Raw genomic sequence first — 21,229 nt, 5'->3', positions numbered from 1 at the left:
AACACATTGTCCGATCCCTTTATTGATCTTTAACCCTTATACTGAAATCAGATCATGTCTCAGAAAAATTGATAACAATAAGGAGAAGCTGATTCCGTGTTAACTCTGCTACACCTACTTTCTGCCGTTGCGCTGTTGGTATGGGGAACACATATTGTTCGTACTGGCGTAATGCGCGTGTTTGGCGCGCGTCTACGCACTGTCCTCAGCCGCAGCGTGGAAAAGAAACCGCTCGCCTTTTGTGCGGGTATCGGTGTTACCGCGCTGGTACAAAGCAGTAACGCCACCACTTTATTGGTAACGTCGTTTGTCGCCCAGGATCTTGTCGCCCTGACGCCAGCTCTGGTGATTGTGCTGGGCGCTGATGTGGGTACTGCGCTAATGGCGCGTATTCTCACCTTTGACTTGTCGTGGCTATCGCCGCTGCTGATTTTTATTGGCGTGATTTTCTTTTTGGGACGTAAGCAGTCCCGCGCCGGGCAGCTGGGTCGCGTCGGTATCGGGCTTGGCCTGATTCTACTGGCGCTGGAGCTGATTGTGCAGGCAGTGACGCCGATCACTCAGGCTAATGGCGTGCAGGTCATTTTCGCGTCGCTGACGGGCGACATTATGCTGGATGCGCTGATTGGCGCGATGTTCGCTATTATCAGTTATTCCAGCCTGGCGGCGGTGTTGCTGACGGCGACCCTGACGGCGGCGGGGATTATATCGTTCCCGGTGGCGTTGTGCCTGGTTATCGGCGCTAATCTGGGATCGGGGCTGCTGGCGATGCTCAATAACAGCGCCGCCAATGCTGCCGCGCGTCGCGTAGCGCTCGGCAGCCTATTGTTCAAATTGATCGGCAGCCTGGTCATCCTGCCGTTTGTCCATCCGCTGGCGAATCTGATGGATGAGCTATCGCTACCGAAGTCAGAGCTGGTGATCTATTTCCACGTTTTCTATAACCTGGTGCGCTGCCTGGCGATGGTGCCATTTGCCGAGCTGATGGCGCGTTTTTGTAAACGAATTATTCGTGATGAGCCTGAACTGGATACCCATCTGAAGCCGAAACATCTGGATGTCAGCGCGCTGGATACGCCAACGCTGGCGCTGGCTAATGCTGCCCGCGAGGTGTTGCGCATTGGCGATGCGATGGAACAGATGATGGAAGGGCTAAAAAAGGTCATGCACGGCGAGCCGCGTGAAGAGAAAGCGCTGCGCAAGCTGGCGGATGACGTTAACGTGCTCTACACCGCGATTAAGCTTTATCTGGCGCGAATGCCAAAAGACGAGCTGGCGGCGGAGGAGTCCCGCCGGTGGGCGGAGATTATTGAGATGGCTCTGAACCTCGAACAGGCGTCGGATATTATCGAGCGAATGGGCAGCGAGATTGCCGACAAGTCGCTGGCGGCGCGTCGGGCATTTTCAGAAGAAGGATTGAAAGAGCTGGATGCGCTTTACGATCAACTGCTCAGTAATCTGCAACTGGCGATGTCGGTCTTTTTCTCCGGCGATGTCACCAGCGCCCGTCGGTTGCGCCGCAGTAAACATCGCTTCCGTATACTTAATCGCCGATACTCACATGCGCATGTCGATCGCCTGCACCAGCAGAACGTGCAAAGCATTGAAACCAGCTCGCTCCATTTAGGGCTGCTGGGCGATATGAAGCGTCTTAACTCACTGTTCTGTTCGGTCGCCTATAGCGTACTGGAACAGCCGGATCAGGACGAGGAACGGGGCGAGTATTAAGTGAAATGCCGGATGGCGGGGCCTACGGAGAACATGCGTGTAGGCCCGCCATTCGGCATTCAATGTGGCCAGGGATTAAAAGCGATGACCCGCTTCCAGCGCCACGGCCTCTTCGCCTGCTTTAAACACCCAGGTGGTATTCGGGCCGCCGAGAACCGCCTGGCCGTTGCTCACCTGAATCCAGTTACCTTCCGGCAAACCAATCACTGTCAGTTCCGGCGCGACCACCAGCAGTTCGCGAATACGCTGCTCGCGGGTCTCGCCCTTATGACCTTCCGGCAAGGCGTTAGTGAAGTGAGGATTAATTTGCAGCGGGAACAGATCCAGCGCGTCGAAACCGTTTGGATCGACGATCGGCATATCGTTGGTCGTGCGGATAGTCGGGCAGGCAAGGTTGGCGCCCGCGCTCCAGCCGATATACAGCGCGCCGCGTTTTACCCTGTCCGCCATCGGCGCCAGCAGCCCGCGTTCACGCGATTCTTTCAGTAGCTGGAAGGTATTTCCGCCGCCGACAATAATGATTTCCGCTTTCTCAATCGCCGCAAGCGGATCGGCGACACGATGAATCCCTGTGACGTTTATCCCTAATGGCGCAAGCACCTCTGCGGTTTTATCCGTGTACTCGTCCCATGTTTGCGTGACGCCGGCAAACGGAATAAACACGGCTGAACGTCGACCGTTCAATTGATTCGCTATCAGCGGCAGAGCGTGTTCCAGCCAGGCTTTACCCGGCAGCGTCGAGTTACTTAATAAAAGCAGTTCCATTACTTCTCCACCTCATCAGGAAATGTCAAAACGTAATAATGCTACCATTATCCATTTAATGTCTTACTGATATGGCTCATGATGTTGCGCGTGTTACAGGCAAAGCGCGGTCGCTAAAAGTGACACCAGACCAGATCTGCCATCTGGTATCGCCTGAAAAATTACAGGTATAATCCGCAAAATTATTTAACACGTTTAGAGACGAAAATGGCAAAACTGACCTTACAAGAGCAACTGCTACAAGCGGGATTAGTGACCAGCAAAAAAATGGCCAAAGTCCAGCGCACGGCTAAAAAATCACGCGTTCAGGCTCGTGAGGCCAGAGAGGCGGTGGAAGAAAATAAAAAGGCGCAACTTGAGCGTGATAAACAACTCAGTGAACAGCAAAAACAAGCGGTTTTAGCGAAAGAGTTTAAAGCTCAGGTTAAGCAACTTATTGAAATGAATAGAATCAATGTATCTAAAGGCGATATTGGTTTTAACTTCACCGATAATAACGTCATCAAAAAAATAGACGTGGATAAGCTCACTCAGACGCAACTGATTAATGGGCGTCTCGCGATTGCGCGTCTGGTTATCAATAACAGCGGTGAATGTGAATATGCGATTATTCCCGCAAGCGTCGCCGATAAAATCGCACAACGAGATGCGGACAGTATTGTCGTAAACAGTGCGCTGAGTCAGGAAGAGCAGGACGAAGATGATCCGTATGCCGATTTTAAAGTTCCTGACGATTTGATGTGGTAAGTCACATTCCCGACGTTTATGTAGAAAAATTTCTCAGAGAGTAAATATGCTGACCGACACATCTACCCGGCTTAATAAATATATCAGTGAAAGCGGCATCTGTTCGCGTCGCGAGGCGGACCGTTTTATCGAACAGGGCAATGTCTTTATCAACGGCAAACGCGCCGCCATTGGCGATCAGGTGGTCGCCGGGGATGTTGTTAAAGTAAATGGTCGGTTGATTGAGCCGCGAGAAGCGGATGATTTAGTGCTGATTGCGCTGAATAAACCGGTTGGCATTGTCAGTACCACTGAAGACGGCGAACGAGACAATATTGTCGATTTTGTGAACCACAGCAAACGTATCTTCCCGATTGGTCGTCTGGATAAAGACTCGCAGGGACTGATATTTCTGACTAACCACGGCGATCTGGTCAATAAGATTCTGCGTGCCGGTAACGATCACGAAAAAGAGTATCTGGTGACGGTGGATAAACCGATTACCGACGAGTTTATTCGCGGTATGGGCGCTGGCGTGCCGATTCTGGGTACCGTCACCAAAAAATGTAAGGTGAAAAAAGAGGCGCCGTTTGTCTTTCGCATCACCCTGGTGCAGGGATTAAACCGTCAGATCCGTCGTATGTGTGAATACTTTGGTTATGAAGTGACGAAACTGGAGCGTACGCGCATTATGAACGTCAGCCTGAGCGGGATTCCTTTGGGCGAGTGGCGCGATCTGACGGACGATGAGCTGATCGATCTGTTTAAGTTGATTGAGCATTCCTCTTCCGAAGCCAAACCAAAGGCCAAAGCGAAGCCGAAGACCACGGGTATTAAGCGACCGGTCGTTGCGATCGAAAAAAGCAATGAGAAAGCGCGCCCGGCATCAAGCGGTAAGCGCTTTACCTCGCCGGGACGAAAGAAGAAAGGACGTTAACGTCTGCCGCGCGTCGGCGTATTCGCCGACCAGGAGAATGACGCTTCCGTATCGGGTTTATACGCCTGCTTTTTCTTCAACTGGCGGGCTTTTTTCGCTTCAGCCTCACGCAGCGCCATCAGCTTATCGATGTACTCTTTTTTTACGCTGTTGGTCTCAGAATTGGTCAGCGGACGTCCGTGCGTAATACGGGCGCGGTCCAGCAACGTTTTCAGTTCGCGCTGTTCGCGCTCGGTCATCTCTTTTTGGGTAATGCGGGGGAGTGCCATACGGGTGCCCTCAGTTAGCCGATGCATTTAGTCTACGGCAATACGCAACGGGCGGATAGCGTGTAAGCCGGGTAAGCTTGCGCCACCCGGCAATATTTTAATTTACCTTTGCCGTTTCGCCCGATTTTTCAACAATCGGTTTCCCGGACCAGTAACCAGCCAGTAGTGACCCTGAAAGGTTGTGCCACACTGAGAACAGCGCGCCAGGCAGCGCTGCGAGCGGGCCAAAGTAGATTTTACCCAATGCAGCAGCAAGACCAGAGTTCTGCATCCCGACTTCGATCGCCAGCGTTCGACAGGTTGACTCATCAAAACCGAACAGACGTCCACCCCAGTAGCCGCCAAGCAGGCCAAGGGTGTTATGCAGGATCACCGCGATGATCACCATAAAGCCGACGGAGGCGATATGTGAAGCTGAACCCGCGACCACCGCGCTGATGATTGCCAAAATGCACACCATCGAGAATGCTGGCAGATAAGGTTTTACCACTTTCACTACGCGCGGAAACAGATGGTGAATCACCAACCCCAGCGTGATTGGAATGACCACAATCTGTAGAATGCTCAGCAGCATACCCATCACGTCGACTTGAATATGGGCATCGACGTACAGGCGCGTGAGTAGTGGTGTGGCGACCACGCCGACCAGCGTGGAGACCGATGAAATGGTGACTGAGAGCGCGACGTCTCCCTTCGCCAGATAGATCATTACGTTAGAGGCCGTGCCGCTGGCTACGCTACCGACCAGTACCATCCCGGCGGACAGATCTGGCGGCATCTTAAACAGCAACGCCAGCAGCCATGCCGCGAGCGGCATTACCAGATAGTGCAGGAATATCCCTGCGGCGACAGGGGCTGGTCGGGAGAGCACGCGTTTAAAGTCGTCAACGTTAAGATGGACCCCCATACCGAACATAATCAACATCAGTAGTGTCGCGACCCACGGCCCAACAGGAGTAAAGGTGGATGGTGTGTAATACGCAGTGAGAGAGAGCAGCAGCGCCCATAACGGGAACAGCCGGGTAATGACGGCGAGCATGTTGTTTTCCTTGCAAGTATGTTGTGTTTGTTATCAACGGGTCAGGATCGAGCCAGACCATAGTTATTGTTTATCGCGTGAAGGAAGATTATTCAAACAAATTACGCTCATGATCCAGTGTGGGCACGTGGCAGGCTGGATGACGCGCCTGCGTCGCCATCCGGCAACGTATCGCCCGATGGCGCTTACGCTACCGTATTAGAAATATATAGAGGTTCTGGTGGCGTAAAGAAAAGCGCCGGCATTGAAGAGAAGGAAGCTTTAACGCAGTGATAACTTATATTGTTTCACTTTGCTTTGGATTGTGTTTTTTAAACTAAAATAAGGCACCCAGGGCAATGCTGTGTTCCAGGGGCGAGGGGAACCATGAAAACAGACTATGCTTGCTCCGTCAGGTAATTTTCCATTACCTGTCCCATCGTATAGTTCAGGGTTAAAACCAATCATTTTTGGTGTTGCTATATTAGCTTTGTAACTAATAATTCTTCCGGGTAAGATGTTTTGCCATCTTTCAGCATCTTGACATATTCTGCCGATAAATCCTTGATCGCCATGATAGGGCGGGGTTCTTATGGCATTGATTTCCTTTTCAGGATTTTTCATAAATTCATCCCACACATTTTTTTTTGCGGGTGCAGGAATAAACATAATACCTGTTGCTGGCGCAACTGAAGCACCATGCTGAGAAAAGTCATTAAGTAATGTTATTTTTTTCATAGTTGTCAGAGGAGTAATATCTCCCACAATAACGCTATCTATATCAATATAGAGAATATCCTCATTACCAAGAACAGGATGCAGTGGATTGAAAAGTTCTAGTTTTGCCCACCATCCTGGCCAATCATACAAAAGAGGCGCTGTATTTACCCCTTTTATCTTTAGCGCATCTGTTAAACAAACAGAATCATAACCTTTGAGCTGCTTATGTAACCATTGAGCATGTTTTGTGGTGAAGTCTTTGCTTTGTCTGAGCACAGAAACAATAATCATTATATTCCCCGGTGAATATTAGGTGTTTTTAGCCATGTTCCACTATATTTAATGTGCTTTATATTGCAACAAAATTAGTGTTCATATGGTTATTGAAGTTTAATTACATTCAAGATGTGAATGTAAATAATTTGTTTATAATGTTATTAATATATGTAATGTAAGTTGATAAATGTTTTAATGATTGTTTTGTCTTTTATATTTCCATGGGGAGATATAAAATAAGAGTTGGGATGGGAGTGATCTTATTTCCCCTTTTTACTGCTCCCAGCTCTATATCAATTCCAAATTTGGAATTTAGCTTGCGATTAATCCATAATCCAGTTTTTTTCTGTTTTTTTGAACCATAGATATACATCTCATTTGCCAGACGCCACCAAAATAAAAAATTACGACGGCGATTGTTATTGGCCTGCATAAGTAATCGATATAATAAAAATTCATTCCTGCGAATGATCTCATGCCGCCAGTATTTCCGTAATCCACTTCCTTTTTTAGATATGGAAAATAATAAGCAATGTAAGAGTTTGATTTTTTCTTCCTCCAACGAAGAAAGCTAGCTTGTTAAATAAATGTTATTATCGTGGGAGGTTCACGTATCAATTGGTAAAAATACTATAAGATGGTTTTTTATAATACTTCATTTGCTATGCAAACTGAACATTTGATGCTAACAAATAAATACTAACGGGTATTACTTAATTCAACACCGCCGGGCTTTATACCCGGCGAGAGATTCAACAATCGTATTGCCAGCTACTGACTAAGGCATAAAGGTGGCTGGGGGAGTAGCGCCAGCTATCGTTTAGTCCGAGAAATTCAGCGCAAAACTCGCTGCAAAACAGTTTATCTTTGCGCTCCCGGTTATACAGCGCGATACCGAGCGCGCCCTGCCAGTCATAGCGTTTGCCGTTATGTTTGCGGAAAAAGGCCTCCACTTCCGGCAACGTGGCCTTTAACGGTAGCTTATCCCACTTATCGTCCGGTAACGGTATTATCTTTCCCCGCACGCCGCGATCGCGAAACGACGCGGAGTAGCAGAGGTATTCATTACCGCCGTGTTCTACCGCCAGTTCACAGTGAGAGTAGATACCGCGCGTGACTTTGCGCGTGAGCCAGTCGGCCAGCCTGGCGATGCCGCGATACTCCGATCGCCCCTTATAGCAAGCGAGCCAGACGGTGGTTTGACTCATGGCTGCCAGCCTGATGAGTAGTCGTAGTCGAGCACAGCCTCGATATCCTCCAGCGCCTCTACCGCCGCAATATGCCGCTGCGCGTTGGCAAACAGGCGCATATCATGATCCATAGTGACGGTTTCAAACTGCGCGGCGATGTCGTTGGTCAGTTCAATCAAACCGTTATTTTTGGTCTGCCACATTAACCCTGCCGGAATCTGCTTTGTCTGACCCATTCTGGTGAGTGACATTTGCTGAATACGGCTGTTAGCATCGCTGTGGAAATGGTTGCCGTCGATAACGATATAATCGGCGGTAACGGTGTCGCGGTGAGCTTTGATTGCCTGTATAACTTGTGCTTTTACACTTTCAAGTGCTGAGACAAATAACGCTTCGTCATATACCCACTCGTTTCCCTGCAATCGGTAAAATCTTCCGGGTGGCGGTGTAGTAATAAATTCAAGAGGGTTAAGGCACACCCAACAATTTTTATCTCTTAGTCGCCACTGCTCATCATCTATAGAAATTACTGAGTCAGGTAACACTACGTTTAATGAAGAAGTATCAATCCAGTCTATAACCTCAAAGGTTGCCGGATGGTAATATGCATATTGAGTCATATATTCACCATGAAATTTTTACAAAACCGTTTGAGCCTTTCCCTCCAGGAAAGCCAGACCCACTATAGGTATTATCACTGCCAGTGGTTTTGCCTCTGGCGCCTCCGCCGCCCCCGGCACCATAACCACCAGCATTGCCCCCGTCAGTATTACTGCCACCGCTCCCTCCCGTACCGTACGATGAGTTTTCCCCTGCTGCGCCATTACCAGATGGGGCTGGGTTTATTACTGATACAGTTGAGATAACGCCGCCGGCTCCTCCTGAACCACCTTTGGCGGTAACATTAACAAAAATTGAATCCCCGCCATCAATACCGGGGGATCCTGGCGTGCTAGTTACCAAGGTGTGAATTCCTGATGGTGCCGTAGACGACTGACTGGCTGCGACTCCGCCAACCCCTCCTGCGCCAACTATAACCGCGTATTTTCCTCCCGGAGTTACAGGAACAATGGAAATATTTGTGCTTCCACAGGTTCCTCCCGAACCACCACTAGCACCCGCGAATCCTCCATCGGTGACTGCACCACCACCACCTCCTCCTCCTCCTCCTAACATTTCCACAAAGACCTGAGTCACCCCATCAGGTACCGTAAACGTACCGTTAGCCGTAAAAAACTGATAATGGGAATGATTAGCCGGAGCCGCTGCGCTCGCCTTGTCATACGCCGCCTTGACCGCACTAGGCGTTGCCGCTTCGGTGGTGCTGGTGCTATCGGTGGCGCTATTAAGCTTCACAATCCCTTTTTGCGTCAGCGTACCGTCCGGGACGCCGGTGATCTGCCCCCAGGCGTGTATATGGCTGGCCGGGGCCGCCGCGTTTGCCTTATCCATCGCCGCCTTTACCGCACTGGGCGTTGCCGCTTCGGTGGTGCTGGTGCTATCGGTGGCGTTATTAAGTTTCACGATCCCTTTTTGCGCCAGCGTGCCGTCCGGGACGCCGATAATCTGGTTCCAGACGTGAGTATGGTTCGCCGGAGCTGCCGCATTCGCCTTATCCATCGCCGCCTTGACCGCGCTCGGCGTTGCCGCTTCCGTTGTGCTGGTGCTGTCCGTCGCACTGTTAAGCTGAACAATCCCCTTTTGCGTCAGCGTGCCGTCCGGAACGCCAGTGATCTGGTTCCAGGTATGCGTGTGATTACGCGCTTCCGCCATCGCCGCTTTTACCGCCTTCGGCGTAGCGGCTTTGGTTTCGTCATCGCTGTCGGTGGCGTTACTGAGCTGTGTAAACCCTTTCTGCGTTAATGTCGCATCCGGGTGATTTGTCGAATGTTCATGCTCGTCCAGCCGGACATCCACATAGTCGCGCGTCGCCAGCACAATGCTCGGATCGACCGTCAGCGTCACCGCCGTGGTGTTGGAGACCTCCATAATCAGGCGGATACAGACCTGCTTGCCGCAGCCGCCGGGCAACAGCGGTTTGTAGGATTCCGGGAACTTGCCGATGGCGATTAGCTCGCCCTCGTCGTCGAACACGCCCACTTCACGCACATACCAGCCGCCAACGTCCTCCGGCAGCACCAGTTCGGCAATCAGCCAGTTGGGATTATTCGGCGCAACGGTCAGCGTATTCATCTCACCGCGCCAGACTTCGTGGCGTAATTTGGCCTGGCTGGCGGTCGGCTCATAATATTGCCCGCCGCCGTCGCCAACCGCCATCTTTTGTAGATGTAGCTGTTTTTTGTCCGCAAGGGCGCTGGCGATTTTCGCCATTCCCCTGTCGGTCAGGAGGGTATAAAACTCATTATCCATAATTACTCCGGGTAAATAGATGTAATTTCAAGGCTCCATTGCCCTGTACCGAAATAGAACGGTTTAGTTTGTTGAACTTCCAGAACCTGGAAGGGTAAGACGGTCGTTATTTCTCCACCGTAAAGCGCGCTGCCGATAACAGGAATAGCGCTTTGGTTAATTATCCAGACAATTAACGCTTCCAGCTTTGAGCGCACGTTCTTATACTCATGAATAAGATCGACCAGGTTATTAAACAGATTTTCATCCATGCCCTGGTTAATTAGCTCAATTTCAACCTTAAAAAAATAAGCCTTACCGCCATACTCAAACCATTCGGAAATCGTGCCGGGTAAGGATAATATTTCCAGAACGCGGCGAACGGCCCAGGGAGTTCCTTTATATTTATGCAGTTCAATCGCCTGTTTAATTAACTCTCGTTTCTCCTGTTCATTGGCGGCAAATAGCCAGCCCTCCAGCCCCTGAACATGAAACTGTCCGGCCAACGAGGGCAGTGCCGAGGCATCAACGATATCCACCAGATAGACCAGCAACGCCGTCAGGTCGATTTGCGCAAAGCGTTCGGCGGCAATATTCGCCAGAATCGAAAAACGTTCGTCGCTGGCCAGCGGCGGCGGCAGAAGCAGTTTATCCATCGCTGACCCCGGCAATCGTCACGTCAATGGCCGTGCATTCCGCCCATTCGTGTGCCTGCAATACCTTTTTCGCGGGCATATCCAGCGCCACGTCGTAAACGCCATCAACCTGCAGCACTTTAATTATCTGGTTTGGCACAATGTCCTGGCCCAGCCGGGTCTGGCGCGAGCGCGTCCATGTATTAATCGCTTCACGCGCGGCGGCAAGCGTCGTCTCCTGATCGGCGGTGGTAAACAGCGTCAACCGGGCGCGGATCTGATAAGGTACGCGCGGAGAACATTTAGCGCTCACCTTATCGGTTAGCGGGCGCTTTTTCTCTTTGCTCACCTCCCGTTCGATCTGGGCAAGAAGCTCCGGCCCCGGCAGTCCGTTCAGGGTCAGCGGATAGAGTTCCACGCAGCCTTCCGCCAGCCCTTCATCCGGCCCCAGCACCGCCACGTCGATAATCGACTGGCTGACCGAGAGCGTATGGAAGCGATAGGCGCCATAGCTGCCCGCGTTGCTGAAACTTTCCGGCGCTAGCTGGACGCGTTTACGTAGCGCGTCGTCGTTCTCTTCGCCGCAGCCGCCACTTGAGGCCGTCAGATTGGTGACGCTGAGATCGTAATTGCCTACCCGATCCACCAGCGCGCTGATTTGCGCAGGTTGCCAGTTATTGCCGGATTCACCGGTCGCTACACAGGTTGCAGTTACCGCAACGCTCAGGCTGCCCGCAGGCAACACAACATCTTCGTCGGTGGCGAACATCACGCTATCCGACGCGCTGGCGCGAGTCCCTTGTGGAATCACCAGGTTACTTTTAGCCGCTTGAGTAACAGAAAACTGTAGCGTGGTTTTCGCCGCCTGAGCGGGTAGACGATGAACGCCAACCAGCTCGCCTAAATAATCCAGCATGGGCGCACGGGAATACGCGACCAGGTTTTGCTTCGCCGCCTCCTGGATGGCGATGCGGACAAGGTTTTCACGATAAGCAAACAGGTCAATGAGCAGCCGCTCAGCCTGTGCCGGGTAGAGTTTTTTACCGCTGGCTTCTTCATATTGCGCAATCATCTCGCTGGTGATTTGCGCGGGATCGCGGTCAATAAAGTCGGGTTCGGCTATCGCCATAACACCTCCGTTGAGTTGATTACGCCGTCTGCGGCGCGCCATTGCACGCGTAACGTCAGGTGTTCGCCGTCAATCGTCGGCGTCACCTTCAGCAACCGGCAGCGGGGTTCCCACATGCGAATCGCTTCCACCGATTCGCGAACAACGTGCGGAATGGCCCGCTCGATCGGGTAATCGATATAGCGCCACAGATTGCTGCCAAAAAGCGGCCTGTGGGGATCGCTGCCGCGCGGCGTGCGCAGAATGATGTGTATTGCCTGATGAATATCATCCAGCCCGCAGACGTATTCTTCAGGACGTTGCAAGGCAGGTTGCCAGTGCAGGGTCGAGGGTCGTGTTTTCGTGTTCATGAGGCTATTTTCGCCTTCCGGCGGGGGGAGAGATATTAAAGCGCTTTAAGGAAATAATTGATGGCGGGGTCAGAATGTGTTTTGCCCGGCGGCGCTTCTGCGCTTACCGGGCCTGTGTTGATACACATTTTGTTAAATGGCGAAGATCGCGTTTTACGTAAAGTTAAAATGAAATTGCTGTAATTTCACCTTTGTCTACAGAAGCGTAGTACCAGAATTCATCATTGATTTCTGCGTGCTTCATTTTTTCAACTGGAGTCGTTTTCTGCCGTCCATTAACCGAGAGTGTGATCGAACCCGTTAGCTGCTCCCGGCTGATAATAGCGAAATCCCCGCGGGTGTTGCTATAAGCCGTCGTTTCATTGGAAAGGCTGTGCTTCGCTCCATTAGCGATTACAGAATAATCAAAATTGACTTTCTTTTTGAAAATAGCTTGTACATGATAATACTCGCCGTAAACAGCAGGATCATGGAATAAACCAAAATGACCACCGCTATTTTGCAACTTGACGAAATAATAGTCAGGGATGATAAACTTCTGTTTACCTGCCGCTATTTCTTTAGTAATGATTTTTTGTCTTACGATTTCCTGTCCGGCCGTTTTTTTATAACCGTTAAGCATCAATGAATAGGACCAAAGGAATACGATACCACAGAGAACAGTCACGGCAGTTACGCCGACGACTCCAGCCTTAACGCCGCTTTTCAACAGGGCGTAAGCGATGAAGGAGATAGCTAAAAGGAAAAACATAAACGTACCGTTCATAACCCGATCGGGGTAGGATGGCGACGCGAACATAATTAAGGAAGTGCTAATACCTATACATACGACTAACGCAGCGCAGATAAGGGACGTTTTATCAATTTTGGCGCGAATCTGCTTATTGAATATGACCAGTAAGACCAGCAATAACAAAACAACATAAGCTATCCAGATCAGCGCCAGATGGTTATGAACGCGTTCTGTTAAGTGAATGAAAATACGTTCAAAAATCGGCCTTCCATACCAGAATTCTTTGCCGCTGGCGCGGATGAAATTGCCCGGAGAAAGTATCAATACGCATGAACCTGCGATTGCACAGAGACTATAAACTATCTTATTGCGCGAAACAGATTTGTTTTGCCATAACTCGTATGCAATGGCCAGAACAGAAATAAGCGAGACGAAAGGTGAGACGCTTTCATTGGAACAGCCTGCCATAAAACTTAGTAATGCAACCCACGGGCTGATCGCTTTACTGTTTTTTATTGTTATGGTGTAAAAGAAGAACAGCCATGCAACAACGAACAGATTCGTCCACAAATAATTCGCAGCACCAACGATCCAGAAAGTGGTTTGACCCAAATTCGGGTTCGAAATCCAGTAAGTGAAGAATATTAGTGGGAATAATAAGTAGTCGGATTTATTCCAGCGTAATGTACCTGAGGGTGTCTTCACAATGAAATAACAAAATACCAGTGTCGAAACGGCAGCGCTGATGGAATACACGAGTTGAGAACGTGTATACAGGATGAGTGCGCTGGTGTAATCAGCTATAATCCTGCCACTCCATGTCATATAATGATGAAAATGTGATTCCGGCGAAATTCCTAAAAGGTAATAGCGGTAATCATCAGAGTGAATGGGGGTATACCATTCAATAAGAAAAATGGCCAAAAAAGCCAGTAGTATCATCGCCGTTTTCGGTAATATCTTGAGCATAGTAATCATTATTCCATCATTGTTTTTTTGTTTTTCACGATATAGCGAGGCCTTTGCTTTACCTCCGTGTAAACGCGTCCGATATATTCACCCATGATGCCTATGCCGATAAGCTGGATGCCGCCTAAGAAGAGAATCGCGGTCATAAGCGAAGGATAACCAGGAACAGGGTTTCCCCACATCAATTTATCAATGATCATCCACATGGCATATATCAGGGAGAGGGCAGAAACGCTCACTCCTATATACGTCCAGATACGCAAAGGGAAAGTAGAAAAACTTGTAATCCCCTCCAGCGCCAGGTTCCAGAGTTTCCAGCCATTAAATTTTGAGCTACCTGCGACACGTTCAGCACGGGCATATTCGACAACATCTGTTTGACCTCCAACCCATGAAAGTATACCTTTCATGAAAAGGTTACGTTCTGGTAATAGCTTGATATTTTCTACAATCTCGCGCGACATCAATCGAAAATCACCGACATTCTCTTCAATCTTTGGCGTACTGATTTTGTTATGCAGCCTGTAGAACCACTCAGCGCTTTTACGCTTCAGGTGGCCATCCGTTGAACGATCGATACGCTTAGCCAGCACCATTTCTGCACCAGCCTGCCATTTATTGATCAAATGTGGGATTACTTCGATGGGATCTTGTAAATCAACATCGATAGGGATCACCACATCTCCGGTCGCGTGATCTAATCCGGCAAAAAGTGCAGGTTCTTTACCAAAATTGCGGGTAAATGAGATCGGAACAACAAGAGGATCGGCAACAGCTAATGCGCTGATGATTGATTCAGTCGCATCGTGACTCCCATCATTAACGAAGATAATCTCAACGTCATAAGGTTTAAGTGAACTGTATTCTCTGACCGTTTTATAGAAAATAGGGATCGCGTCCTCTTCATTAAAGACGGGAACCACTAATGAAATTTTCATTTCTCATTCCTGAAAACAATGAATCTGGAATATAAAAATCCGCAAATAAGGCTAATTGCGGAAAATACAATGAGCGTAAAAATGGGAGGCATAGCACACTTGTCGCCTGTCCATCCCACGACGGCGCTCAGCACGCCCATAAAACCGACGTACAGCAAATAACGTCCGGTTGATACGCTGGCTCCAAAGGTAAACCGGGCGTTAGCGAAAAAACTAAAACTGACAGCGACAGCAAAGCCCGTTACGTTTGCCAAAGCCTGACTTGTTTGAAATCCATAGACGCAAAGGGCAAAGATAGCCCAGTGCAAAGCAGTATTAAGTACGCCTATCGAAACGTACTTTATAAATAATTTTATCATTATAGCAATCAAGAAGTTGTAATTCAGCGAAGTCTACCAGACAAAACTGAGAGGATCATTCCTGAACAGCAGATTTTATGTAAACAGGGCGAAGTTAAAGTAAAAAATAGCGTTAGTTTTCCAATATACATATATGCAATATTTGCAGCGCAAAGTGATTACATTTTCATCGGAAATAGCGCGCGAAAAGGGACTAATCACGTTGCGCTGAAAATAAATATCCTCCAGCAATTTGCCCGGTGGCGCTTTTGCGCTTACCGGGCCGGTGTTTATGCACCTTTTGCAGGCTGGATAAGGCGAAGCCACCATCCAGCAGCAATTTGCAGGTTAGTGAGAGTGGTGGTTGGAGTTGCCGCCGCTGTCCATCACTGAACCGCTGGCGTTAACGTTGCCGAGGACATTCACGTTGCCGGTAATCACCGCGCTGTTTCCGACGCCGCCGCTGCCTGCCATACCGCCAAGCCAGGTGAGTTTTTTCATCACGGTAACGTCGCCGGTAAAGGTGCTGAGCGGCGCATCGACGGTGACATTCAGCGCTTTAATGCCCGTATGGGGCGCTTCCACGTTGACATCTACCGCCTTGACGCCCACGGAGGTGGCCGCCACGTCTACGGTTTCTGATATCACCGTGACGTGCTGCGCCCTGACCTCTACTTGCGGTGAAGTAAGCTGCGTACGTTCCTTCACTTCAATGACGATTTTTTCTATGCCGCCGTTGACGGTGAGCTGGTGTAACGCACGGTCATATTCAAAGGCCGCGCCGTCGGAAAACTGCACGTAGCGTTTGTCGCGCGAGGCCAGCGGCGCGGTATCCACGCTGGAGTAGACCGCGCCCAGCACCACCCCATCCTCGCCGTTGTCGTCGAGCAAAACCTCCACCTGTTCGCCAATATCCGGCAACCAGTAATCTTTGTTGTCCTGCGTGTTGCGTTGCAGCACCGCAAGCCAGTTACTGCGCAGGTTATCGCACTCCGGCAGAGTGACTCTGACGCGCACGACCGCCTCATCAATATCACTGATAATGCCCGTCTGGCGGGTAACGCCTTTCATATTGTCTCCTTACTGACTGGTTGCCGGTCCGCGTGAAATGTCGATTTCGGTAGTGTAGCCGCCGCTGCGCGTGAGTTTGTGCATGGATTTATCAATCAGCCACTGCCCGGAAAGTACGCCAAAATCGCTCAGTTCTATCTTGTTGCCCGCCGTCAACTGCGGGCAGCCCATCATGCTGAGCGTGCCGGTTTGCTGGTATTCGTTGTGACTGTCCAGCGCGGCATTGGCTTTAGCCTGCGCCGCGCCGGTATCCGGAGCGCGACTGTTAATCTTCAGGGTATCGGCGCTGGTCGCCGCACCGCGCGTCGGGGCTTTTTCCTGGCTGTCATGGGTGTAGATAACCAGTTCTTTTTGCTTGCTATTTTGATGTTGCACGGTGGCGTTTTTGTAGATCCGGTTGATGGTATCTTTGAACGTGTAGTGCGAAATATCCGTCCGCCTGAGCGTCTTCACCGGTGCCAGGCAGCGTAGCGTCGGCAGATGCGAAAAGATCAGCTCCGTCGCCGTCACTTTCACGGTATAGCCATATTCACTCGCCAGCCGTTTGAGAAACGCCACATCGGTTTCGGCATATTGCGTGACCCGATCAATCGTCAGCGGCGCAATCTTGCCCGCCAGCGTTAAACCGTGTTTTTGCGCGATGCGACTGGCGATGGCGGAAAGCGTCGTCTCCTCAAAGCCCTGGCTGTTTTTGGTGCGTAGCGCTTTGCTGACCGAGGTGGCGATACCGTCGATATTGACCGTCGAAGGCGGCGCGCTGATATCAATTTTATCAATGATATAGGTTCCGCAATCGAGCAGATCTTCGCCCTGGTAGCCCAGGCGCAGCGCCAGCGTGTCGCCTTTTCCCGGATACCATTCGTTTACCCAGCGCCCGGCGCTATCTTCCAGCGCAATGGCAATAACATCCGACTCGTTTTTAATGCTGTCGCTGTAACTGATGCTGGTGACATAAGGCGCGATGTCGTAAGTGATCTCTTTATGTCCGTACCAAAGGGTAAAAATGGGCGTCAGGGTGGCGAACACCCCGCCGGATACCGTTATCTCAGCCATGGCGGTAGCTCCGGGGTCGTTTGCGTGACGCTGATAACCGGGATGATCAGCCGCACGCCTGACGGCAAAACTGGCATAATAGCGACGTGCGGATTGGCCGCGATGATGCGTTCGTAGGCCAGCGCATCGCCGTAATAGCGCCAGGCGAGATTATCCCAGCGTTCGCCGTCGGTGGTGACATGTTCAAGGTAGCGCATTACAGACTCCTCGTAATATCGGCGGCGGCAAGCTGGCTCACGTCAGGAGCGCTTGTTTGCAGCGTGCCGCGCGCCTGATTGACCAGCGTCGCGGCGCTGTCGTAAGTCGCTTCCGCGACGCTGCTGGTGATGGCGTCAAACAGCGATTCGGCGTGTTCGATAAGCGTGCCGGCATCGCCCGCGCATTCGCGGATCCCCGGCAGGCTGTCGATCAGTTCCTGCATTTTTGCCGCCAGCGCTTTCGGCAGCCCGGCCAGCGTTTGCAAATCCAGCGGCTGCTGGAACAGCGCGTCTATCGAACTCATGGTTTTTTTCAGCGAATCGACGATATCGCCACATTTTTCTTTCAGCGCTTTGGCTTCCTTCACCAGCTCTTTCGCCTGGGCGATCGTTTTTTTGATGTCATCAATGGCGTCGGCCACCTCATCCATCATCTCTTTGGCTTCACGCATACCCTCTTCAACGGCGCTCAGCAGTTCATCGAACCAGGAATCGCTAACGTCGGGAAGCTCATCCAACATCTCGTCAATGTTCGGTTCCTGGGTGGTGATGGCCGGAGGCAGCAACGGGCTCTTCGGATCGCCGGTGTACTCCTGTAGCGACAGACTGCCGCCTTGGGCAATAACGTTACCGTAAGGATCGGTGTGTTGGTGGGTAGCGGTCAGATCGGTAATCACGAACCAGCCGCGATAATCGCCGTTGCCGAACACCAGCGCCATCGCCTGGTGCGCGGTCATGGCTTCCCGCAGACGGTTCAGCTCGGTGGTCGGCTGGCAATACTGACTATGAAAGTTGAATTTCAGGGTGATTTTGTCCAGCTTATCGCCGATAAATTGTACGCCCGGTTTCCCTTCAATACGGGCATGGCAGGTATAATCCACGCCCATCGTGCTTTCAAATTCGTCCCAGTAAGCGACGACGTCAAATTCTATTTCGCCTAATACGGCATACATTATGCGTACTCCCGGCGCCGTTGTTGCGCCATGACATCGTTAATCATTCTCTCCAGCTCGCGTTTGCTCAGCGACAGCACGTTGTTGATATCTTTGGCGGCATTCGCGCCGCTTCCCTGCACGGTAACCTGCGGGGAAAAGTGTACCTGCACGTTGCTTTGCGCGCGGGAGGGCAGCGTATAAGGTTTCCCGCCGGCTTTGCCGGGAAGCGCGGCTGGCGTCGGCGGCGTGGCGGCGCTTTTCGTCTTCACAGGCTGCGGCGAGGCCATCGTTTTGGCCGAGGTTGTCACCGCTTTCGCTCCCGATACCAGCGGCTCGCTGGCCTGTTGCGCGACCATTGTTCCGGCAATACCGGGGACGGCGGCGGCGACAGACGGCATTTCAGCGCTGATGCCCAGCGCGCTTTTCGCCCAGTCGGGGATCAGCGCTTTTATCTTCTCAATCGCCCCGTTCAGGAAAGGAAGCGCATTCAGAATGCCGTTGATCAGGCTATCGAGAATATTGCCGCCAAATTCGCTGAAGCTGGCGGGGAGTTCAATGCCAAACCAGTCCAGTACGCTGGCGAAGGCGCGGTAAAACAGCCCCAGCGGCGACCAGTCGAGAATCAAACGCGTGACGCCGGCAATGCCTCCGTCAAAGGCGGTTTTGATGCGTTCCCAGACTCCGGCAAAGAAACCAGAAATCGGTTCCCAGTAGCGATAAAGTAAATAGGCGGCGCCTGCGATAGCGGTGATAGTCAGGCCGACAGGGTTCATCAGCAGCGCCCGACCCAGCCAGATAAACGTCTGGCCGACCAGCCGTAGCCCTTTTATCAGGCCGTTTCCCAGCAGCATCGTCAGGCTTTTCGCACCGTTGCCAAACGATTTCAGAACCGACAGCGCTCGACTGCCGCCGCCCAGCGCCAGACCGGCTTTGACCTTCAGGAAGATATCGATCAGGCGAATAAACGGTGACGCAATGAGGTTTGCTCCCAGCCTGAGAATATTCAGCGCCCCGTTGAACAGCCAGATAACGCTAACGACTTTAGCGACCCCTTGCACCAGCGCCGGATTTTCCCGCAGCCAGGCGCTGAACTGCCGCACCAGCGGCGTGATGCTTTGCGCCAGTTCGCCAATGGCGGGCATCAGTTCCAGGCCGACGGTCAGCCACAGATCGTTAAGTGAAAGTTGTAACGCTTTGGTCTGTTCTCCGGGCGATGTCATTTTCGCGGCGAAGTCATCATCGATAAAATGTTGCCCCGCCGCCTGCATTGCGGAGGCTTTTAGCTGGCGATATTCGTCCATATTCGCCAGCATCGGGGCGAGAAAATCCCGCGTTTGCGCATCGCCGAACATCGCGCCGAGGTTAAATTTCTCCGTCATGGCCTGTAGCGCGTCGCCGCGCGCGGAAAGATCCTCAATCTTCATGGTTTGCCTGAAGGTGTCGAGGATCTGCGGGTTCATTTTCTCCAGTTGCATCTGCACGATGTGGGTCATCGCTTCCGTCACGCCGATCCCGTTTTGCTGATGTTCCAGCAGCGATCCCTGAAGATCCACGCCCTGGCGGGCAAACCAACTGTCCGCCTCTTTCGAGAAGGCGGATTTCAGGAAATGGTCGAAATTCGCTGCCGCCGCGCCTGCGTCAGGAGCGTTTTTCATGGCGATTTGCATCGTTGCGGTCAGTTCCGCAATGCCTTCCCTCCCCTGAGCGCCGGTTTTTCCGGCAAAGGCGTTAATCCACTGGGTTTGTTCTGCAACGGAGCCGCCGCCGCTTTTTGCCACGCTGTACAGCATATTTTGCGCAAAACGGAAGTCGTCAGGGGCGATGTTCAGTTTGTTGCGAGTGGCCAGAGCCGCCTGCGCCCAGCTTTGCGCGCTGTCACGGGAGGCGGTTGCGGCTTTGGCGATATCGGGCATGTAGCGGCTAAGATCCTGCAATGCGCTGACGCCGCCTTCGATCATCGTGGCGGCGGCGCTTTGCAGATCTTTTTGATCCTGATTGAAATCAAGGCTCCAGTCGCGGATATTCAGGCTCAGGGCGTCCCGCGCGGTGTTATCCATGCCGCCTTTCGCCGCCATATCGACCATGTTGCCCTGAAATTCGTAAGGCAGCTTCCAGTCGGGAGTCTCAACGTTCAGGAGCTTGCCGAGCTGTCCGGCGAACGTTTGTGTTTTTTCCAGCAACCCGGCGCGCTGTTTATCGTTCTCTTCCCGGCGAAGGGCGGAGTTAGCGAGCTGTTGCGTAAGCCGGGTGATTTTTGTTTGCTCAAAGCTGAGCGTGTGCAGCGTGCTGGCGTTGAGTGAGCCGTAACGGGCTATTGCCTGCGTCAACGTCTCATTACGCGCCTGAAGCTGAGTAATAATGTCGTTGGCCAAAATAGTGTCTCGTATAAGTTGCCCGGTAACAGGCTGCTTGCCGGAAAAAGGACAGGGAAGGAGTGAACCGGGCTTGGGTCTGGAAACCCACAGGCATTAAGCCTGCGAGTCGTATTCGTGTTTAATTTGCGCGCTGGCTTCGTCCAGCCAGCAGGTAAAATCGTCAACCGACAGCGCGTCAATTTCACTGGGCGGAAAGCGAAACCACCTCGCCAGCAGCGCCATTGCCTGCCACAGTTGCTGTGGGTTCTGTAGCCATGCTAAGCATGGCCTGAAATCGTTTCTGCAATGCCTGATAGTCCAGCAGATCCATTTCCGCCAGATCTTCGGTTACCAGCCCGGTCATAGCCGCCATCAGCGGCTCATCCCACTCTTCCGGTTTATCGCTGGCGCGGCGCGCGGCGCGCATATCTTTTACCTTCAGGCGACGTAATTGCAGAACGTCGATACGTTCCCCGGTGGCGGAGGTAAACGGGAATTGCAGGGTATATTTTTCGTTCATGGTGTAGTCCTTATTCGTCGTGTTAAATT

General features: G+C 51.6%; 24 protein-coding genes and 1 pseudogene. 4 read left to right on the top strand and 21 right to left on the bottom strand.

Annotated elements, in window-relative coordinates; genetic code table 11:
* Positions 1–96: 96 nt before the first annotated feature.
* Entirely contained in the window at positions 97–1,728 is a 1,632-nt protein-coding gene (locus ACH0WD_RS18915; protein WP_000956811.1) for a Na/Pi cotransporter family protein, read from the top strand.
* Positions 1,729–1,803: 75 nt separating this feature from the next.
* Here ACH0WD_RS18915 and pepE read toward each other — a convergent pair whose 3' ends face one another.
* Positions 1,804–2,493, bottom strand: a complete 690-nt coding sequence (pepE, locus tag ACH0WD_RS18910) for a dipeptidase PepE (RefSeq protein WP_000421776.1) — start codon at positions 2,491–2,493, stop codon at positions 1,804–1,806.
* A gap of 71 nt (positions 2,494–2,564) precedes the next feature.
* On the opposite strand from pepE, the gene ACH0WD_RS18905 reads away from it, so the two are divergent.
* The 3 genes from ACH0WD_RS18905 to rluF are packed head-to-tail and all read left to right on the top strand — an operon-like array spanning position 2,565 to position 4,156.
* Positions 2,565–2,666, top strand: coding sequence for a hypothetical protein (locus ACH0WD_RS18905; protein ID WP_031602465.1), 102 nt, complete (start codon positions 2,565–2,567; stop codon positions 2,664–2,666).
* A gap of 34 nt (positions 2,667–2,700) precedes the next feature.
* On the top strand, positions 2,701–3,240 hold the full coding sequence (locus ACH0WD_RS18900) for a DUF2058 domain-containing protein (protein WP_001096724.1): 540 nt from the start codon (positions 2,701–2,703) through the stop codon (positions 3,238–3,240).
* A 46-nt stretch (positions 3,241–3,286) separates the two neighbouring features.
* The gene (rluF, locus tag ACH0WD_RS18895) at positions 3,287–4,156 is read left to right on the top strand and encodes a 23S rRNA pseudouridine(2604) synthase RluF (RefSeq protein WP_000954616.1); all 870 of its coding nucleotides are present in this window, start codon (positions 3,287–3,289) and stop codon (positions 4,154–4,156) included.
* On the opposite strand, the gene ACH0WD_RS18890 is transcribed toward rluF, so the two are convergent.
* The 20 genes and pseudogenes from ACH0WD_RS18890 to ACH0WD_RS18795 form a co-directional block, all read right to left on the bottom strand.
* Complete coding sequence (locus ACH0WD_RS18890; protein WP_001207643.1) at positions 4,153–4,425, bottom strand: DUF3811 domain-containing protein; 273 nt, start codon at positions 4,423–4,425, stop codon at positions 4,153–4,155. The two genes, rluF and ACH0WD_RS18890, sit on opposite strands and share 4 nt — an antisense overlap.
* A 97-nt stretch (positions 4,426–4,522) precedes the next feature.
* Positions 4,523–5,464 (bottom strand): ketopantoate/pantoate/pantothenate transporter PanS, encoded by a 942-nt coding sequence (gene panS / locus ACH0WD_RS18885; protein ID WP_000881652.1) that lies wholly within the window; start codon positions 5,462–5,464, stop codon positions 4,523–4,525.
* Positions 5,465–5,725: 261 nt separating this feature from the next.
* Positions 5,726–6,454 (bottom strand): hypothetical protein, encoded by a 729-nt coding sequence (locus ACH0WD_RS18880; RefSeq protein ID WP_000587738.1) that lies wholly within the window; start codon positions 6,452–6,454, stop codon positions 5,726–5,728.
* A gap of 196 nt (positions 6,455–6,650) precedes the next feature.
* Positions 6,651–6,940: pseudogene (locus tag ACH0WD_RS18875) on the bottom strand (hypothetical protein).
* 251 nt (positions 6,941–7,191) lie between these two features.
* A complete protein-coding gene (locus ACH0WD_RS18870) occupies positions 7,192–7,647 on the bottom strand; it encodes a hypothetical protein (protein WP_000084338.1) in 456 nt (151 codons plus the stop codon).
* Positions 7,644–8,249: a DUF4376 domain-containing protein gene (locus ACH0WD_RS18865; protein WP_023785434.1), complete on the bottom strand. Its 606-nt coding sequence runs from the start codon at positions 8,247–8,249 to the stop codon at positions 7,644–7,646. The genes ACH0WD_RS18870 and ACH0WD_RS18865 overlap by 4 nt, the downstream gene beginning before the upstream one ends.
* Before the next feature lie 4 nt (positions 8,250–8,253).
* Positions 8,254–9,999 carry a tail fiber protein gene (locus ACH0WD_RS18860; protein WP_001747515.1) on the bottom strand — a complete coding sequence of 582 codons (1,746 nt, stop codon included), beginning with the start codon at positions 9,997–9,999 and terminating at the stop codon, positions 8,254–8,256.
* Between the two features lie 2 nt (positions 10,000–10,001).
* A complete protein-coding gene (locus ACH0WD_RS18855) occupies positions 10,002–10,634 on the bottom strand; it encodes a phage tail protein I (RefSeq protein WP_000359502.1) in 633 nt (210 codons plus the stop codon).
* On the bottom strand, positions 10,627–11,742 hold the full coding sequence (locus ACH0WD_RS18850; protein WP_000951740.1) for a baseplate J/gp47 family protein: 1,116 nt from the start codon (positions 11,740–11,742) through the stop codon (positions 10,627–10,629). Before ACH0WD_RS18850 ends, ACH0WD_RS18855 begins: the two co-directional genes overlap by 8 nt.
* A complete protein-coding gene (locus ACH0WD_RS18845) occupies positions 11,733–12,092 on the bottom strand; it encodes a GPW/gp25 family protein (protein ID WP_001093501.1) in 360 nt (119 codons plus the stop codon). Before ACH0WD_RS18845 ends, ACH0WD_RS18850 begins: the two co-directional genes overlap by 10 nt.
* Positions 12,093–12,255: 163 nt before the next feature.
* Positions 12,256–13,803, bottom strand: coding sequence for a DUF6056 family protein (locus ACH0WD_RS18840; protein WP_000632050.1), 1,548 nt, complete (start codon positions 13,801–13,803; stop codon positions 12,256–12,258).
* Positions 13,803–14,732: a glycosyltransferase family 2 protein gene (locus ACH0WD_RS18835; RefSeq protein WP_000703629.1), complete on the bottom strand. Its 930-nt coding sequence runs from the start codon at positions 14,730–14,732 to the stop codon at positions 13,803–13,805. The genes ACH0WD_RS18840 and ACH0WD_RS18835 overlap by 1 nt, the downstream gene beginning before the upstream one ends.
* Positions 14,729–15,091, bottom strand: coding sequence for a GtrA family protein (locus ACH0WD_RS18830; RefSeq protein ID WP_000593184.1), 363 nt, complete (start codon positions 15,089–15,091; stop codon positions 14,729–14,731). Before ACH0WD_RS18830 ends, ACH0WD_RS18835 begins: the two co-directional genes overlap by 4 nt.
* A gap of 327 nt (positions 15,092–15,418) precedes the next feature.
* Complete coding sequence (locus ACH0WD_RS18825) at positions 15,419–16,141, bottom strand: phage baseplate assembly protein V (protein WP_000679392.1); 723 nt, start codon at positions 16,139–16,141, stop codon at positions 15,419–15,421.
* A 9-nt stretch (positions 16,142–16,150) separates the two neighbouring features.
* Complete coding sequence (locus tag ACH0WD_RS18820) at positions 16,151–17,194, bottom strand: phage late control D family protein (RefSeq protein WP_000818151.1); 1,044 nt, start codon at positions 17,192–17,194, stop codon at positions 16,151–16,153.
* Positions 17,182–17,391: a tail protein X gene (locus ACH0WD_RS18815; RefSeq protein ID WP_001269716.1), complete on the bottom strand. Its 210-nt coding sequence runs from the start codon at positions 17,389–17,391 to the stop codon at positions 17,182–17,184. Before ACH0WD_RS18815 ends, ACH0WD_RS18820 begins: the two co-directional genes overlap by 13 nt.
* Positions 17,391–18,344 (bottom strand): phage tail protein, encoded by a 954-nt coding sequence (locus tag ACH0WD_RS18810; RefSeq protein WP_000271418.1) that lies wholly within the window; start codon positions 18,342–18,344, stop codon positions 17,391–17,393. Before ACH0WD_RS18810 ends, ACH0WD_RS18815 begins: the two co-directional genes overlap by 1 nt.
* Positions 18,344–20,698: a phage tail tape measure protein gene (locus ACH0WD_RS18805; protein WP_001262488.1), complete on the bottom strand. Its 2,355-nt coding sequence runs from the start codon at positions 20,696–20,698 to the stop codon at positions 18,344–18,346. The genes ACH0WD_RS18810 and ACH0WD_RS18805 overlap by 1 nt, the downstream gene beginning before the upstream one ends.
* Positions 20,699–20,794: 96 nt before the next feature.
* Positions 20,795–20,923, bottom strand: coding sequence for a GpE family phage tail protein (locus ACH0WD_RS18800; RefSeq protein WP_001185654.1), 129 nt, complete (start codon positions 20,921–20,923; stop codon positions 20,795–20,797).
* The gene (locus tag ACH0WD_RS18795) at positions 20,883–21,200 is read right to left on the bottom strand and encodes a phage tail assembly protein (RefSeq protein WP_001003644.1); all 318 of its coding nucleotides are present in this window, start codon (positions 21,198–21,200) and stop codon (positions 20,883–20,885) included. Before ACH0WD_RS18795 ends, ACH0WD_RS18800 begins: the two co-directional genes overlap by 41 nt.
* Positions 21,201–21,229: the final 29 nt, after the last annotated feature.

Origin of the sequence: Salmonella sp. 2020_1395 (assembly GCF_043848115.1) — a bacterium.
GTDB lineage: Bacteria > Pseudomonadota > Gammaproteobacteria > Enterobacterales > Enterobacteriaceae > Salmonella > Salmonella enterica.
Note: the sequence above shows the minus strand (reverse complement) of the source record. Positions and strands in the feature narration are given on the sequence as shown.

Bases quoted from the DNA above. Each gene is read 5' to 3' on its own strand.
- ACH0WD_RS18850 (WP_000951740.1), bottom strand. From the start codon at position 11,742: ATGGCGATAGCCGAACCCGACTTTATTGACCGCGATCCCGCGCAAATC.
- ACH0WD_RS18880 (WP_000587738.1), bottom strand. From the start codon at position 6,454: ATGATTATTGTTTCTGTGCTCAGACAAAGCAAAGACTTCACCACAAAA.
- ACH0WD_RS18795 (WP_001003644.1), bottom strand. From the start codon at position 21,200: ATGAACGAAAAATATACCCTGCAATTCCCGTTTACCTCCGCCACCGGG.
- ACH0WD_RS18855 (WP_000359502.1), bottom strand. From the start codon at position 10,634: ATGGATAAACTGCTTCTGCCGCCGCCGCTGGCCAGCGACGAACGTTTT.
- ACH0WD_RS18815 (WP_001269716.1), bottom strand. From the start codon at position 17,391: ATGCGCTACCTTGAACATGTCACCACCGACGGCGAACGCTGGGATAAT.
- ACH0WD_RS18830 (WP_000593184.1), bottom strand. From the start codon at position 15,091: ATGATAAAATTATTTATAAAGTACGTTTCGATAGGCGTACTTAATACT.
- panS (WP_000881652.1), bottom strand. From the start codon at position 5,464: ATGCTCGCCGTCATTACCCGGCTGTTCCCGTTATGGGCGCTGCTGCTC.
- ACH0WD_RS18860 (WP_001747515.1), bottom strand. From the start codon at position 9,999: ATGGATAATGAGTTTTATACCCTCCTGACCGACAGGGGAATGGCGAAA.
- ACH0WD_RS18825 (WP_000679392.1), bottom strand. From the start codon at position 16,141: ATGAAAGGCGTTACCCGCCAGACGGGCATTATCAGTGATATTGATGAG.
- ACH0WD_RS18835 (WP_000703629.1), bottom strand. From the start codon at position 14,732: ATGAAAATTTCATTAGTGGTTCCCGTCTTTAATGAAGAGGACGCGATC.
- ACH0WD_RS18900 (WP_001096724.1), top strand. From the start codon at position 2,701: ATGGCAAAACTGACCTTACAAGAGCAACTGCTACAAGCGGGATTAGTG.
- rluF (WP_000954616.1), top strand. From the start codon at position 3,287: ATGCTGACCGACACATCTACCCGGCTTAATAAATATATCAGTGAAAGC.
- ACH0WD_RS18810 (WP_000271418.1), bottom strand. From the start codon at position 18,344: ATGTATGCCGTATTAGGCGAAATAGAATTTGACGTCGTCGCTTACTGG.
- ACH0WD_RS18905 (WP_031602465.1), top strand. From the start codon at position 2,565: ATGGCTCATGATGTTGCGCGTGTTACAGGCAAAGCGCGGTCGCTAAAA.
- ACH0WD_RS18820 (WP_000818151.1), bottom strand. From the start codon at position 17,194: ATGGCTGAGATAACGGTATCCGGCGGGGTGTTCGCCACCCTGACGCCC.
- ACH0WD_RS18800 (WP_001185654.1), bottom strand. From the start codon at position 20,923: ATGGCGCTGCTGGCGAGGTGGTTTCGCTTTCCGCCCAGTGAAATTGAC.
- ACH0WD_RS18890 (WP_001207643.1), bottom strand. From the start codon at position 4,425: ATGGCACTCCCCCGCATTACCCAAAAAGAGATGACCGAGCGCGAACAG.
- pepE (WP_000421776.1), bottom strand. From the start codon at position 2,493: ATGGAACTGCTTTTATTAAGTAACTCGACGCTGCCGGGTAAAGCCTGG.
- ACH0WD_RS18845 (WP_001093501.1), bottom strand. From the start codon at position 12,092: ATGAACACGAAAACACGACCCTCGACCCTGCACTGGCAACCTGCCTTG.
- ACH0WD_RS18865 (WP_023785434.1), bottom strand. From the start codon at position 8,249: ATGACTCAATATGCATATTACCATCCGGCAACCTTTGAGGTTATAGAC.
- ACH0WD_RS18840 (WP_000632050.1), bottom strand. From the start codon at position 13,803: ATGATTACTATGCTCAAGATATTACCGAAAACGGCGATGATACTACTG.
- ACH0WD_RS18870 (WP_000084338.1), bottom strand. From the start codon at position 7,647: ATGAGTCAAACCACCGTCTGGCTCGCTTGCTATAAGGGGCGATCGGAG.